This is a genomic window from Nostoc sp., from assembly GCF_036916975.1.
In the GTDB taxonomy this organism is placed as follows: Bacteria; Cyanobacteriota; Cyanobacteriia; order Cyanobacteriales; family Nostocaceae; genus Nostoc.
The window spans coordinates 12,884-28,476 of record NZ_JBALFF010000103.1 but is presented as its reverse complement, the minus strand read 5'-3'; the positions used below and the strand labels follow the sequence as shown (position 1 = coordinate 28,476).

The window sequence follows — 15,593 nt, the reverse complement described above, 5'->3', positions numbered from 1 at the left end:
CGTGCCGAGTCATTGAGGAGCCGTGTGAGGTGAAAGTCTCACGCACGGTTTTGAAGACCAACGGGGTTGGTGACAACCTCGTTGAGTTTACTTTTCTTGAGCTTCCGAATTAATTCTCTGAGTACATCATTGTGAGTGCGATCTGTTTGTTGGCAATATTCTACAAGGATGCTGTATTCCTCATCGGAACATCGGATGGTTAATTTTTTCATGCCGTCATAATGCCGTCTATTTATGGTAGAATCTTAGCATGAAAACACTGAAGTTTAAGTTGTACCAACACAGGCGAAATAGATACCTCAAACGGTCAATTAATGCTGCTGGGGTGATCTATAACAAATGTATTGCTCTCCACAGACGTTATTATCGAATGTGGGGAAAACACTTGAATTGCAGCAAACTTCAGTCTCATATTGCCAAACTGCGTAAGTGTAATGAGTTTTGGCAGTCGGTTGGTTCTCAAGGAGTGCAGGATATCTGTCAACGCATCGAGAAAGCTTACCAGTTGTTTTTCAAACATCGGGTTAGGTGATGTAAGTCGGTCTGAGACTGCGGTTGCTGTTTGAGCCTAGAATCCCTGCCCTTGTAGGGCGGGGAGTATGTCAAAGTTTAATTAATGTATATCGCTTTTTACTATTGCTTTTTGCTCAGGGACGGGACTAGTTTTAGAGTCGAAGGTGATGATACTAATGCTGCCGTCAGCCTCCATATATGCAAACTTCACATCTGCTAAAAATTCCACACCTTGCTGGCGTAACTTGCTCATCAACTCATCCTCTGTAATTAACTCTCGTTGCAAATGACGCTCAATCATCCGACCATTTTTTATTAGTAGCAGTGGTGGCTGATTCAGAAAACGTTGAAACTGGGGGATTCTGTAACCTAACCAGTTCAGCAAGTAACTCCAAAAAATCACAGTTCCTACCAAGATAGCGCCTTCAGTAATCGATGTATAATTACTCGCCATAGCATTTTGGGCAGCTTCAGCAAATAGCACAACTACGAGTAAATCAGTGATTCCTAGTGTTCCTAGTTGTCGGCTAGGAAGCACGCGTAGCACTGAGAACAGCGCTAAATAAACCAGCGAACCACGGATAATTAACTCAAAGATGCTGATGCTAGGAATAAAGATTGCCTGCCAATTGATAAAAAACCATTTTTCCATTAGCACTGATTTTCTTCCTTTCTGAATAGACTTCTGGAAAAAATCCAGTATCAGGTTATTTATCTGTGGTCTTATTTCATAAAACTGACTTTTATTAGAGGTTAAATACTTCAACGTCTATCAGATTTATAAACATATAATTCCCGGATTAAGGAATTAAAATCGCTGATTTTTTCTTTTCTGCTTTAAGCGCTTGGGTTTATTGAAAGATTGGAACAAGCGATTAATCAAGTTAGAAGAAGACTTCTTATTAGTGGACGATTGCCCCGTTGGAGCCTTACCATTATTTTTCGTGTTATCAGATAAAGGTATAGCATGTTTAGATGGGGTTATACCGCTACCGTACCTTCTGGCATAAACTTGGGTAAATTCCGCACCGAAGAAAAGAATCTGCGCGGCATAGTTAACCCAAGCTAAGATTACCACCAGTGAACCAGCTGCACCATAGGCTGAACCAAAACTGCCATTACCTAAATATTGTCCTAACAAAAATCTCCCGATAGAAAACAAAAAGGAGGTGAGCATAGCTCCAATTAAAACATCACTCCAAGCAATTTCGACATCTGGTAGAACTTTAAAAATGAGTCCAAATAGAAACGTAGTGATGGCAAAAGAGAGGATGAAATTGAGAATATGCCAGATAAAATCGACACCTGGCACCAAGTTACTAAAGTATGTTACTAATGCTGCTAATACTGTACTAATTACCAGAGAAACTAAAAGTAAAAAGCCAATTCCGATTACCATTGCAAAGGACAAAACCCGTAGACGAATCATGTTAGTTACATTGCGTCCGGGTTTCGGTTTCACTTCCCAAATTGTGTTGAGGGAATCTTGCAACTCGGTAAATAAACCAGTAGCACCCACTAGGAGAACTACAACACTAATAATAGAAGCGATCGCTCCTGTTTGTGGTTTGTGAGCATTTTTAATGGCTGTTTGGATAAACCCTGCGCCATCTCGGCCGACTAAACCTTGAATTTCTCCAACGATTTGCCCTCTTGCCGCTTCTTCTCCAAATACTGCCCCTGCGATCGCAATTACAATAATTAGCAATGGTGCGATCGAAAAAATCGTGTAATAAGCTAGCGCCGCCGCTAACCGTGAGGCTTTATCCTCACTCCATTCTTTGAATGTCTCTTGTAATAACTTCCCAATTGCCTGCACATTCATCCAATCAGTCTCCTTAAGGATATCGCTTACTTCCTGATATATTTGATACTGATTTCATAAGTAGAGGCATCCTCCCAAGGGGGTTTTTGAAGGATTCTTGAGGAGGAATTTAGAATTTTATTGTGATATGACAATGCGATCGCGCCAATTAGCCATAATCTAAGTAAGTGGGCGCAAATAATCATCACTGGTTCGTAGTTGCGCTTTAGCGCTAAAGCGCAACTACGAGCCAAATACAGAGATTTTACTTTTCGTTACATAGTTTGATTTTATCTTGCCTACCTACTTAGTAAAGCAATTTTTACCTAGAAGCAATGACACAGACGGGAGCAATTACAGAAGCAATTATTACTCTTGAGGATGCAAAAAATCGATTCGGTTTTGTCCGTGTTGAAGACGAGAAATTTTTCCCAGAGTAGTATCAGGGATTGTCTGAAATTACAGAAGCGGAAAAAGCCTCTGTGGATATCGTGCGGCGTAGGTATCTTTATCACCGGGCCGGAGGTGATTTACTAGAAGGGACAGTCATATTATTGTTGGTATCACCAATACTTGCACTCTCTGGATTTTACGATCCTCCTTTCAGAATTAAGGCTGAATCATCGGTGGAACTAGTGCTAGATGATGGCGAGGAAATACTGTGCGGACGGATTGATGTTTTAGTGTTACAAGAGCAGTTGTGGGTGATGGTGTTGGAGTCGAAAAAAACCACACTGTCAGTTTGGGCGGCTGTACCGCAAGCCCTAGCTTATATGATGGCTAACCCCAACCCCAATCAACCTGTGTTTGGAATGGTGACGAATGGAGACGATATTTTATTTGTGAAAGTGACGCAAACAAATACACCACATTACGATTTTTCAAGGGTCTTTGCTCCGTTTGCATCCGCGAGAGAATTGTACGCCGTTTTGCAAATTCTCAAGCGTATTGGTGAGTTGATTTGTGCTGCGTCTTAGAGGATGTTTGAAAAATGTTTCGCTGTAAATTTTAGGCACTTTGCAAAAAGGGCTGCAAAAGTAAAGCGCTGAGTATTTTGAAGCAATTCATAAAATAAGGTGCAATACGGTTCAGTTAATACCATTTCTTTGTGAGGCTGCGCCAAACCCTCTTAACTTCTTCTTTCTTTCTTTGTGTTCTTTGCGGACTTTGCGGTTCGTTTTTCTTTCTTGTACTTAAATATGCTTTAGGGCATCTTCATACAGAATTGGTATCAGGCTAAAATCCTTTGTTAAATTCAATTTTTTTAACGAACCACAGAGGCACAGAGGACACCGAGAGAAGAAAGAAATGCTTAACTAAACTGTATTGAAATAGGGTGTAATTTCTAACCGCCGTTTCACTGCATTCTATCGATTGTGCGATACTGGATAGCTTCTGCTACATGATTGGTTTTTAACTCATCTTCTCCTGCTAAATCTGCAATAGTTCGTGCTACTTTGAGAATGCGATCGCTGGCTCTTGCTGATAAACCTAGTTTTCTAATTGCCATTTCTAATAAATTGCGGCTAGCATCATCTAATTTGCACCATTTCTGGAGATGACGACTCTGCATGTGGGCATTGCAACGCAGATTTGCTTCTCCTTGGAAACGGGTAATTGCGCGATCGCTTGCTTGTTGGACTCGTTCTAGGACTGTTATTGATGCTTCTCCGGTAGGCTGTTGGGTAATTTCTTCTGGTTTCAAGCGATTCACTGCAACTTGTAAATCAATTCGATCCATCAACGGCCCAGAAAGTTTTGCCCAATATTGCTCGCGTTGACGGGGAGAACAAGTACATTGTTGGATGGTATCGCCATAGTAACCGCAAGGACAGGGATTGGTACTCGCCACCAAAGTAAACTGCGCGGGAAACATTACCGATAGTTTGGTACGGGAAATTGTCACATAGCCATCTTCTAAAGGTTGACGCAGAAATTCTAAAACATCGCGTTTAAATTCCGTGAGTTCATCGAGAAACAGCACGCCCCTGTGAGATAATGAGATTTCCCCAGGACGAGGAAAGCTACCGCCACCAACCAGAGAAGGCCCGGATGCTGAGTGGTGAGGACTGCGAAAAGGGCGATCGCGTACCAATGAACCACGATTTTTTAATAAACCAGCTACCGAATGAATGCGAGTCACTTCCAAAGATTCCGCAAAACTTAGGGGCGGTAAAATTCCTGATAAGCGGCGTGCTAACATGGTTTTCCCACTACCAGGCGGGCCGACAAAAATTAAATTGTGTCCACCAGCAGCAGCAATTTCTAAAGCACGACGCGCATGAGCTTGTCCTTTGACATCATGCAAATCTGCGCCAGGGTAAGATACTGTTGTTATCTCGGTTGTATCATCAATTTGCACAGGTTTGTAACGTCCGGGATTATTTAAAAAATCCACTACATCAGACAGATGTTTGCAACCGTAAACAGCCAAGTCTTGAACCACTGCTGCTTCTTGAGCATTATCAGCAGGGATAACTAAACCTGCAATTCCCATCTTTTGGGCTGCTGCTGCGATCGGCAAAACACCAGCCACCGGGCGCAAACTGCCATCCAGAGAGACTTCGCCCAAAAATAGATAATCTCCCAACAAATCAGCGCTAACTTGCTCAGAAGCCGCCAAAATTCCCACACTAATAGGTAAATCGAAACAGGGGCCTTCTTTGCGTAAATCTGCCGGAGTCAAATTGATCACAATTTTTCGCATGGGAAAAGCGAAACCTGAATTCTTCAGCGTTGCTTTGACTCTTTCTCGTGATTCTTGAATTGCTGAATCTGGCAGTCCTAAGACAACAATTCCCGGTAATCCCCCTGAGACATCGACTTCTACGCCGACTTTGACGGCATCGATGCCCACAATTGATGCACTCCAAACTCTGGCAAGCATTTATTATATAACAGTAAACCTTTCAAATCTCTAGCAGATGAGTCGCTACATTGGCATTAGTGAAACTACAGAGACGATTTTTTCAGCAAAATAGTTAGACCAATTTTCAGGTAAATAGACCACGCGGTAGCACAGCATTGCTCATTACAAATTAACGCTAACCCCCCTTTTTAAGCTACCGTGTACGTCTCTGTTGACGCAATTTACGGTTTATCGAATAGCCGACAGAAACCTCACCCTGGTTTTGCTTGTGCAAAACCTGTCCCTCTCCGTGAGTTCGGAGAGGGATGTCCGTCAGGACAGGGAGATAATTAGATGACTTATGTGTACAACGTAGCCTTTTTAAGGGGGGAATTAGAATCGAATGCCCCCAATTTATCGGGGGTTGGGGATCTCTTCTGCGTAACCAACCTAACCGGCTGCAACAACAGCACTGTCATTTATTAACTTGCCATCTTCCATGTAGACGATGCGATCGGCAATATCTAGAATGCGATTGTCATGAGTAACTAAAAGAATGGTACAATGCTGTTCTTTAGCTAGGGTTTGCATCAGGTTGACCACATCTCGTCCCGATTTACTGTCAAGGGCGGCGGTGGGTTCATCTGCTAAGACAATTTTAGGACGACCGACCAACGCCCGAGCGATCGCAACTCTTTGTTTTTGTCCCCCAGATAAATCATCAGGATAATAATTCAGGCGATGCCCTAATCCTACTTCTTCTAACATTTCGGCTGACCGGATTTTCATTTCTGCCGGCGAAATATTATTATGCACTTCCAAGCCCATTCTGACGTTCTGGAGTACTGTTAAGCTACCGTGCAAGTTATGCGCTTGGAAAATATAACCGTTACTGCGTCGCGCTTGGGTAAGTTGTCTTTTCTTAGCGCCACACAGTTCTTGTTCCAATATCTGCAAACTGCCGGATTGGGCAGAACGCAAGCCGCCGACTAAGGTGAGAAGTGTAGTTTTACCAGAACCAGAAGGCCCAGTCATAATAATAATTTCGCCAGCGTTAATATCTAGGTTGATATCAAAAAGAACTTGCTTGCGAAGTTGCCCATGACCAAAATAGTGGTCAAGATTTTTAACAGTGATTACAGGAGACATACTAATTTTAGATTTTAAATTTTAGATTTTAGATTTGCAATTGGATAAGGAACGTGAATTAAAGAAAATCAAAACTTTATACTGTATCTAGCTTCCCTCTCCAATATATCGGAGAGGGATTGAGGGTGAGGTAAGCTGTCGGACATAAATTGTATGTTATTTAATTCTTATTCCTAAGTATCTTTTTGCCCAATGCCCATTTTCTAAAACATATCTGCGGGGTCGGCGGACTGTAATTTACGGGTGGCGATCGCACCAGAAATTATGCACATAATCATTGTCAGCGTTAATACTGTCAAGGCTCGCGCTACGGTCATATACAGTGGTAAATTGGTAGCATTACGAGTTAAATGATAAAGCCCTAAAGGTGCGATCGCTCCGGGAATAAAACCTAAAACTGCCAAAATTATCGCCTCTTCAAACACTACACCTAATAAGTAAAGATTGTTATATCCCATTGCTTTGAAAGTGGCATATTCTTTTATATGGGAATTCACATCTGTAGAAAGAACTTGATAGACGATAATCACGCCTACCATAAACCCCATTGCTACACCCAGGCTGAAGATAAACCCGATAGCAGTATTTGTTTTCCAGTAATTTATTTCAAATTCGATAAATTCGGCTTTGGTTAAAACTTTAACATCATTATCCAAATAAGCTTCTAAAGCTGTTTTGATCTGTTTTGGATCGTAGCCTGGTTGGAGTTGTATTAAACCTAAACTGACACCGCTAGCTTCTCGTCTGGGAAATAGTCGCAGAAAGTTCTGGTCGTTGGTGATTAAAGTACCATCAGCGATAAAGGAAGCCCCGACTGAAAATAAACCGCTAATAGTAATTGTCCGGCGTTCTATTTCGGTTGTGACAGTTTTACCTTGGTCAATTTTAGCGATCGCATCATTATAATCTCCTCTAGAGGCGCGATCAAACAAAACGGTATCTGGTAGCTTCAGAGCATCTATCTGGCGATTCACATCCGCTAAGTTAAACATTTGCCGATCGGGATTGAACCCCATAACTAATATTGTCGTCTTCTGATGTGTTTGGGGATTTTTCCAATCAACAATATTAATATACATTCCTTCTGCTGACTTTACACCTGGTACATCCATTGCTTGATACAGCCGTCGCCGCGTAAAGCTAGACATATTTGCTAGGTTACGTGCTTGGGGACTGATGACAAACATATCAGCCTGCATACTACGATGTAAAATTGTGTTACTTTCAAACAGGGCAGTCTGAAACCCTAGCTGCATAAACATCAGAACATCGGCAAAGGCAATGCCTGATAATGCTACCAAAAGACGGCCTTTTTCATGACTCAGTTGCAACCATCCTAAAGGCGTTCGCCGCCGCAGTTGCTGGATAAATCCAATCACAGTTCAATTACCGCCTTGACTTGCAAATTAGTTAAGCTAGAAGCATTTTGGCTGGATAGTTTATTTAGTTGCACATGAACTTCCACTACTCTGCCATCAATATTGCTAGAGGGATCAGCGTTGATTAGATTTTGCCGCTTTACTTGCATACCAATCCAATCCACTCTTCCCTCTAATTCATGGCGTAGGGAATCACTACTTACCCGCACATTCTGTCCGGGACGCACTTTTTTGATATCACTTTGGTAGACTTCTACTACTGCATACATCTGGTCGGTTTGACCTAGAGCCACAATTCCTTCATTACCAACAGTTTCTCCGGCTCGTGTATTAATCTCCAAAATCCGACCGGCTTTAGGAGCCACAACATAAGCCTGCGCCAGTTGTACTCTAATTTTATCTGCCGTGGCTTGAGCGCTGTCTATTTCTGCTTGTGCGTTTTCTATATCTGTTGGACGGACTTCAGCAGTTTGATTCAAGTTAGCTTTTGCTTCGTTAATCTGCTGTTGCAAGCTGGCGAGGGTTTGATCCTGGTTGGCTTTTGCTTCGTTAAGCTGCTGTTGTAGGGTAGCTACAGTTCTTGTCTGGGTGGCTTGGCTTTCAATTAACGCTTGAGTCGAAGTTTCGGCGTTTAAGCGTCTGCTATCAACTTCCTGGCTAGAAATTGCTCCTGCTTTGTATAAAGTCTCATAGCGCTGCACAAGAGCTTCGGCATTACTTCTCTCGGCTGCTACGCGAGCCACTGTTGCTTGCAAGGTGCGTTGTTGCCCAAGGAGTTCTGCTTCTATACGATTAATTGTCGCTTGCTGAGTTTTAATATTTCCTTGTAGTTCTACTTGTAAACGATTCACGGTAGCTTGACGCGCTCCAATTTCTCCCTGTTTGGCTCCTGCTTTTACCTGGTTAAGGTGGGTTTTGACAACTTGAACTTGTTTTTGTGCTTCAACCAAACTAGCTTGTAGGCGATCGCGGTTGTCCATAATCGCAATTACCTGTCCAGCTTTGACGCGATCGCTTTCTTTCACCAATAGTTGCTCTACCCGATTTCCTTCACCACTTGAAGAAGGCGCTGACAGTTTTATTACCTCTCCCTTTGGTTCCAACCGCCCTAATGCTGTTACTGTTTTTACCACAGGCTGAACTGCTACTGGTGTTTTTTGTTTGTCATTAGCTGTAGCCTGGAACTTCATCACAGCATAAACACTGATTCCACCTATTACTAAAGATGTAATTATTGCAAGTAGAACAGGCGATCGCACAAGATTCTGAGAAGACCTTAAATCCTCTGAATTCCTGTTTTGCTCCATACTATTTTCCCCTTACGACCAGTAGCAACTTGTACTAAACTGTCCAGTTCAATTATGCTAAACTAAACGGACTAGTTTAGTCAATATGATACAACTAAACTTGTGAATCAATTTGCAATGCCCCCAGCAAGAACTGCCCCCTTTCAACAAAGGGTATATTTATTTTCGCCATTTTGTACTGGGGCCTTTTGCAGCATCTATTAATATTGTTTATAAGAAAGGATGATTAATAAATGGTACGCATCAAAGCTGGCGAAGTTGATCGAGACAATTCCGTTGATAAAGTCGAGCAAATTCTGCAAGGGGCAATGCAAGAATTTCTTCAACATGGCTACGCTGGTACAAGCATGGATCGGGTAGCAGTAGCAGCAGGTGTTTCTAAAGCGACAGTCTACAGTCACTTTCAAGATAAAGAAGGACTTTTTAAAGTACTGTTAGAGCAACTGACAAGCAAAAAGAACAGCTCCATTTTTGGCACAGAACCGATTCAGGGAGAATCAGCCGCTATATTGCACCAGGTAGCAAGCAAAGCATTAGAGCAGATGCTTAACGACAAAGAACATAGTGCATTTATGCGAGTATTAATCGGGGAATCTGGGCGTTTTCCTGAATTAGCTCAAATTTGTGTCCAAGCGATGATTAAGCCAGTAGCCCAAACTCTCACTCACTACTTAGCGGCTCCTGAATTAAACATACCTGACCCAGAGGCAACAGCAAGAATTTTTATAGGAGCATTGGTGCATTTTCATATTACTCAAAATGTGATGCATGGGAAGGACATTGTACCAATGGAAAGCGATCGCCTGATTGATGCCTTAACACACCTAATCAATAAATGCGCCGATTGATGGTTAACAATAGTTAAACCAGAAAAAACTGGAAAATAACACACCTTGAAAAGGCTAGTCCTAGTTAGCCTCTACATAAAGGGTGTTGATGGGCAGATTGACAATGAATGTTGCCCCCAGTCCAATTCCTGGACTTTCGGCAGAGACTGTGCCGCCATGTAATTCTACCAAGTGGCGGACGATCGCTAACCCTAATCCTAGTCCACCATGCGATCGCGTGGTCGAACTGTCTTGTTGACGGAAGCGTTCAAATACATGGGACAGGAATTCGGCAGAAATTCCTCCTCCCGTATCGCTCACCCGAATTTGTATATAAGATTCAATGTGCTGCAATTGCACATCAACTCTTCCCCCCTTGGGTGTAAACTTAACGGCGTTGGAGAGCAAATTCCACACAACCTGTTGCAAGCGGTTGGCATCACCCATAACTACCCCTACTTCTGGCTCGAATTTACAGTTGATGCTAATCTCTTTGGCCTGGGCTGCTGGGTACACAGTCTCGATTGCTGCTTCTATAATTGGTACAAGTTTTACCCGATGAATATTTAGATGGAGTGTACCTTTAATAATCCGCGAGACATCTAAGACATCTTCGATCAGTTGAGCTAGCGATCTGGTGTTACGCTCGATTGTCTCTAGCGCTCGTCCACTAGTAGTTTTATCAAACGTGCGATTTCTAAGTAGCTGCGTCCAGCCCAATATAGCGTTTAAGGGTGTGCGGAGTTCGTGGGAGAGTGTGGCGAGAAATTCATCTTTCATGCGCTTTGCAGCTTCTGCATCAGCCCGTGCTGTCTGTTCGCGCTCAAGCAATTGTTGGCGTTCTTGCTCTGCTTGCTTGCGTAGACGGAAAGCGGCTTCTACTCGCTTGCATTCTGTGATGTCACGTTGGGTTCCCCAGGCTCTGACTAAAAGACCATTTTCGACAATTCCTACCAGATTATTTAAAAAATATTTGGAATTACCTTGCTTATCTATTTCATGAGACTCTGCATCGATGAGTCGGTAGTTAGAACGGATAAAATTACACAGATATACAATATTATCTGGATCGGAGGGAATGAGCAAGTCTCTTAGTCTGGCGCTAATCATTTCTTCGGCACGAGAAAAGCCATACATCTGTGCCATAACATTGTTACATTCTGCTAAGTAACCATATTTATAAAAATGTTGAATTTGTTTATCTTCTGGACACTCTGATGAAATTGGTACTTCCAATTCCATGCACCAAATACCTTCTGAACTCTGTTCTAAAAAAGCGCGATGGCGTTCTTCGCTTTTGCAAAGGGCAAGTTCTACTTGTTTGCGTTCGCTTAAATCAAGTACAAAACAGATAACATTCTCTGGATTATTTTCTAACAAGGCAGAACTTAATAAGATGGGAACGCGGCTGCGATCTTTGCGGATGTATTCGTTCTCAAAAGGCTGATAGACACCTTTGGTTTTGAGTTCTGCAATCGCACTGTTGTTAGCTTCAATATATTCTGGTGGTATTATGTCGCGCCATCGAAGCCCTGCTAGCAAATCCTCTTGAGAATAACCTACCATTCGTAAAAAAGCATCATTAGCCTCTGCGATCGCCCCGTCCATATTGGCTACAATTACCCCAATCATGTTGGAATCTACCAACCTTCTAAACTTTGCATCGCTCACCTGTAGCTTCTGCAAACTCATTTGAAGATGTTGTTTAGCAGTGTGTAACTCTGAGGTGAGCAAGCTAATGACTATTGTCACCAGCATAAACAAGCCTAACCACACTATGCTGTCAAGATTTTTAATAAAGAGCGAAAACACTGGCTCTAAGAAAAAGTAGCTGACGGCTAAAATAGACAAAGCAGTAGCCAGTAACCCTGCTTTCATGCCGCCATAGCAGCCACTAACCGCCACGGCAGGAAAAAATAACAGGAAAATAGTTGGTTTCAGTAGTGGCTGTAGCAATAGTGTTAGTAGCAATACGCTACCAACACCTAATAATGTCACAGCGTAGGACGCTAGAAGGGAATTTGTTCCTTTCAATGTCGCTTCTCCTTGTATGCAGCTAGCTAAAGGATTCTTCCCAAAATCAGCTAGACAATGCGACGCCGAATAGCCCGTCGTAGCCATCGCTCAACATTTATTATGCATCGAAAAAATACACACGTAAGCAGTTAATTGCTGTGAATCTATCTAAAGTAGTAAAAATTGGTTTTAGCAAATGTGCAATAACCTGATAAATTTAGCTCTAATTATATAGATTCATTTTTTAATATCCATCAAAAAGCATAGATATATTAATTTATTAAGTTAATTTATTTTAGTATATAAGCTATCATTTGTCCTTTGCCCTTAACCTGAATTCAACCTCGTTTATTCAATAAGTATTTATCTTTCAAAAGCTGACAATTTCTTTCATAAGCCTGGATAATGCCTGCTATACCGTGTGATTAAGTAAAGTAGGTAGGCATAATTAAACATAAGATAAAACCTCACCCTGCCTCCGGCTTCCCTCTCCAAAGCATCAAAGAGGGATTGAGAGTGAGGTTTTATATCTAATTTGACCCACTTACTTATCTTGCCTTCTAATTGTGAATTTAGGTTTAGCAGAAAACTCTGTCACTGTTTTTGTAGGCTTCGGCAAGGTTCTTGTAGGTTTGGTTTTAGGACTTACGCATTACATACAAAATGTAGGGGTAATTCATGAATTGCCCCTAGGGAAAATCAAGGCTTTGACTACCTTGAAAGCGTAAGTCCTGGGTTTGTCGATCAGACATTCCATAACTAATAGGCGCATCTATCTATAGCAGTTCTAAATCATTTGTGAACAACAAAATTCACGACTTCGTAAAAGTTGTCGGGGATCTGAGCCTATCGATCGCAACTCATTTAAGATTGCTATAGTTTGGTTTTGTCTTAATTACTTGGATGAATCATGCACTTTTTGGGTTATTAGTAATCAATAGACTAGGGAATGGAAAAATTACCAATCCCCAATCCCCAATCCCCAATACTTATGGCTCGTACCCCTACATTAAATTTTGATCGTGGCACATTAATTTTGCATCCACCACCACGGGGTAAAGGTTGGATGGATTATGCTACGTGGGATGATAGAGTTGAAAAATTCCGCATTCCCGCAATTAGATACCGATCGCTAGTGGAAGCACTACAAGCGGAAGATGTTTATTTTATCGATGAGGCTAAGGCATTTTATCCTGTAGATTTGGTTCCTAGTCTGGAAATGGAACCCTATCCCCATCAGAATGAGGCACTAGCGGCTTGGAAACTGGCGGGTAGACAAGGAGTTGTTGTGCTTCCCACGGCGGCGGGAAAGACTTATTTGGCGCAAATGGCGATGCAGTCAACGCCGCGCACGACGCTAATTGTGGTGCCAACTTTGGATTTAATGCATCAGTGGTATGCACACTTAGTAGCGGCTTTCCCCGATGCTGAGGTGGGATTGCTAGGAGGTGGTTCGCGGGATAGAACGGCAATTCTCGTTGCAACTTATGATAGTGCAGCAATTCACGCTGAGACGTTGGGGAATCAATATGCGTTGATTGTTTTTGACGAATGTCATCATTTACCGACAGATTTTAATCGGGTGATTGCTGAATATGCGATCGCACCTTATCGCTTAGGACTCTCGGCTACACCAGAACGCACCGATGGTAAACATGCTGACTTAAATATCCTCATTGGTCAAGAAGTATATCGCAAACGCGCTGAAGATTTGGCGGGTAAGGCGTTAGCAAAACATGAAATTGTCCAAATTAAGGTAAAGTTATCGCAACTTGAGCGGGAAAGATACAATCAACTAATTCAAACCCGCAATGACTTTTTAAAGCAATCAAAAATTTCTTTGGGGAGTCTGCAAGGTTGGCAAATGTTCGTGCAAATGAGTGCTAGATCGCAATCTGGACGTAGGGCTATGTTAGCGCATCGAGAAGCGAAAGATATCGCTTTGGGTACTGATGGCAAGTTGCGAATTTTAGTTAATTTATTGGCAGAACATTATCCGGCGAGAATTTTGATTTTTACTGCTGATAATGCAACGGTTTATCGCATTTCTCAAGAGTTGCTAATTCCGGCAATTACTCATCAAACTCCTGTGAAGGAACGGCATGAGATATTAACAAAGTTTCGAGAGGGTAAATATAATACTTTGGTTGCTTCTCATGTGTTGAATGAAGGGGTTGATGTACCTGCGGCAACTGTTGCAATTATTTTATCAGGGACGGGTTCGGCTAGGGAATATACTCAGCGCTTGGGGAGGATTTTACGGAAGGGGAATATTGAGAATAAGCAGGCGATTTTATATGAAGTTGTGGCGGAGGATACGAGTGAGGAGGGAACTTCGGCTAGGCGGAGAGGGGAGAGGAATAACGAACCGCAGAGGCGCAAAGGACGCAGAGAGGAGGAGGAGAGGAAAGGGAAGTTACAGGTTGTGTATGGGAGTGGGAAGGAACGGAGTTTGAAGGCTGCGGAACAGTTAGAGATTAATTATTCAATCCAAAATCCAAAATCTAAAATTCAAAATTCAGCAGATGTTACCGACAGATTTACTGATGCATCGCCAAAACGGAGAGGAGATCATTCCGAAGAGACTGAAGATTGATCAAAAAACTTCAGAGTTGGCGATTGAGTTAATTAATTATTTTCAATCAGCAGTGGGGAAGACTCAAGGTGTGCTTGAGCGACAATTGACTGATTTTGAAGGAGATTCTACAGATTATCGGGTGAAGCGAGGGTTAGCTTATATTCTTAAAAGCAGTTTTTGCACTTTTGAGGTGGTTAGTCCTTTGGAACCACAGATGTTAAGAGAACGGGTGTTTTCATTTGCTGCAAAGTCGGTTTCTAGTCGAGAATCTACACAAGTTAATCTGAGTAAAATTGCTGATGAATTAACTCAAGAACTTGAGCGGGAAGTTTTATTAGAACAGGTTCGCAATGGACTCTATGCTGATTTATCTGAAAATAAAATTTTGACAGTGTTTGATGCACCAACAGCACCAGATTTATTAAATAGATATAACTTATCTCAGGTGCAGGGTGTGTTTTATAAGGCCAGTCAATTGGTGCTAAATGCTCACCGGAATGTTCCGGGAGAATATAAGCTGTTGTTTCGCTATTTAAAGTTGTTTCAATTGATGGCTTATATTGAGGGTGATGCTGACCACGGGTTTACAATTACCATTGATGGTCCGACGAGTTTGTTTAATTCTAGTACGCGATATGGGCTAGCGATCGCTAAACTTATTCCAGCTTTACTTCATGTTACTAAATGGAGTCTTTCGTCGATTCTCCAAACCCGCGACGCTTATACAAATACCTGGAAAACTGGACGTTTTACTCTCAATTCCGAATGTGGTTTGGTATCCCACTACCCACCAGGAAAGCCCTACGATAGTATGCTAGAAGCATCCTTTGCTGATAAATGGGATGCTTTAAAAAGTGGTTGGGCATTAGAGCGAGAAGTTGATTTGATACCGATTCCTGGTAGTGTGATGATTCCCGATTTTCGCTTAGTTCATGCTGATGGACGCACCTTTTTATTAGAAATTGTTGGTTATTGGCGACCAGAATATTTACAAAAGAAGTTTTCTCAGGTGCGACGGGCTGGACGTGATGATTTAATTTTGGCAATTTCCGAGCGACTTAATTTAGAAAAGGCAGGAGTACAATTAAATGATGTCCCCGCCAGAATTGTTTGGTTTAAAGATAAGTTATTGCCGAAAGCTGTGTTAGCTGTAATCGATTGATTAAGGATAA

At 42.1% G+C, this 15,593-nt stretch carries 12 protein-coding genes and 1 pseudogene; 5 read left to right on the top strand and 8 right to left on the bottom strand.

Going from position 1 to position 15,593, the window contains the following annotated elements; all coding sequences use genetic code 11:
* Positions 1 to 38 precede the first annotated feature (38 nt).
* Positions 39 to 212, bottom strand: coding sequence for a CopG family transcriptional regulator (locus V7K73_RS25265; RefSeq protein WP_334884117.1), 174 nt, complete (start codon positions 210 to 212; stop codon positions 39 to 41).
* 38 nt (positions 213 to 250) lie between these two features.
* On the opposite strand from V7K73_RS25265, the pseudogene V7K73_RS25260 reads away from it, so the two are divergent.
* Positions 251 to 520: pseudogene (locus tag V7K73_RS25260) on the top strand (RNA-guided endonuclease TnpB family protein); the annotation flags it as partial.
* A 93-nt stretch (positions 521 to 613) separates the two neighbouring features.
* Here the strand turns inward: V7K73_RS25260 and V7K73_RS25255 are convergent.
* Positions 614 to 1,165 carry a DUF421 domain-containing protein gene (locus V7K73_RS25255; RefSeq protein WP_334884120.1) on the bottom strand — a complete coding sequence of 184 codons (552 nt, stop codon included), beginning with the start codon at positions 1,163 to 1,165 and terminating at the stop codon, positions 614 to 616.
* A 156-nt stretch (positions 1,166 to 1,321) separates the two neighbouring features.
* Positions 1,322 to 2,338: a YihY/virulence factor BrkB family protein gene (locus V7K73_RS25250; RefSeq protein WP_334884115.1), complete on the bottom strand. Its 1,017-nt coding sequence runs from the start codon at positions 2,336 to 2,338 to the stop codon at positions 1,322 to 1,324.
* 428 nt (positions 2,339 to 2,766) lie between these two features.
* Here V7K73_RS25250 and V7K73_RS25245 point away from each other — a divergent pair, with 428 nt between their 5' ends.
* The gene (locus tag V7K73_RS25245) at positions 2,767 to 3,294 is read left to right on the top strand and encodes a type I restriction endonuclease (RefSeq protein WP_334884113.1); all 528 of its coding nucleotides are present in this window, start codon (positions 2,767 to 2,769) and stop codon (positions 3,292 to 3,294) included.
* 380 nt (positions 3,295 to 3,674) lie between these two features.
* Here V7K73_RS25245 and V7K73_RS25240 read toward each other — a convergent pair whose 3' ends face one another.
* From V7K73_RS25240 to V7K73_RS25225, 4 genes are all read right to left on the bottom strand, one after another.
* Positions 3,675 to 5,204: a YifB family Mg chelatase-like AAA ATPase gene (locus V7K73_RS25240; RefSeq protein WP_334884111.1), complete on the bottom strand. Its 1,530-nt coding sequence runs from the start codon at positions 5,202 to 5,204 to the stop codon at positions 3,675 to 3,677.
* Positions 5,205 to 5,615: 411 nt separating this feature from the next.
* Positions 5,616 to 6,314: a DevA family ABC transporter ATP-binding protein gene (locus tag V7K73_RS25235; RefSeq protein ID WP_334884110.1), complete on the bottom strand. Its 699-nt coding sequence runs from the start codon at positions 6,312 to 6,314 to the stop codon at positions 5,616 to 5,618.
* Positions 6,315 to 6,517: 203 nt separating this feature from the next.
* On the bottom strand, positions 6,518 to 7,693 hold the full coding sequence (gene devC / locus V7K73_RS25230; protein WP_334884109.1) for an ABC transporter permease DevC: 1,176 nt from the start codon (positions 7,691 to 7,693) through the stop codon (positions 6,518 to 6,520).
* The gene (locus tag V7K73_RS25225; protein ID WP_334884107.1) at positions 7,690 to 9,000 is read right to left on the bottom strand and encodes an HlyD family efflux transporter periplasmic adaptor subunit; all 1,311 of its coding nucleotides are present in this window, start codon (positions 8,998 to 9,000) and stop codon (positions 7,690 to 7,692) included. Before V7K73_RS25225 ends, devC begins: the two co-directional genes overlap by 4 nt.
* Positions 9,001 to 9,233: 233 nt before the next feature.
* On the opposite strand from V7K73_RS25225, the gene V7K73_RS25220 reads away from it, so the two are divergent.
* Positions 9,234 to 9,848, top strand: coding sequence for a TetR/AcrR family transcriptional regulator (locus V7K73_RS25220; RefSeq protein WP_334884105.1), 615 nt, complete (start codon positions 9,234 to 9,236; stop codon positions 9,846 to 9,848).
* Between the two features lie 60 nt (positions 9,849 to 9,908).
* Here the strand turns inward: V7K73_RS25220 and V7K73_RS25215 are convergent, their stop codons facing one another.
* On the bottom strand, positions 9,909 to 11,948 hold the full coding sequence (locus V7K73_RS25215; protein ID WP_334884104.1) for a sensor histidine kinase: 2,040 nt from the start codon (positions 11,946 to 11,948) through the stop codon (positions 9,909 to 9,911).
* Positions 11,949 to 12,834: 886 nt separating this feature from the next.
* On the opposite strand from V7K73_RS25215, the gene V7K73_RS25210 reads away from it, so the two are divergent.
* Both V7K73_RS25210 and V7K73_RS25205 read left to right on the top strand, forming a co-directional pair.
* Positions 12,835 to 14,439 carry a DEAD/DEAH box helicase family protein gene (locus V7K73_RS25210; protein ID WP_334884102.1) on the top strand — a complete coding sequence of 535 codons (1,605 nt, stop codon included), beginning with the start codon at positions 12,835 to 12,837 and terminating at the stop codon, positions 14,437 to 14,439.
* The gene (locus V7K73_RS25205; protein WP_334884100.1) at positions 14,369 to 15,583 is read left to right on the top strand and encodes a DUF790 family protein; all 1,215 of its coding nucleotides are present in this window, start codon (positions 14,369 to 14,371) and stop codon (positions 15,581 to 15,583) included. The genes V7K73_RS25210 and V7K73_RS25205 overlap by 71 nt, the downstream gene beginning before the upstream one ends.
* Positions 15,584 to 15,593 lie beyond the last annotated feature (10 nt).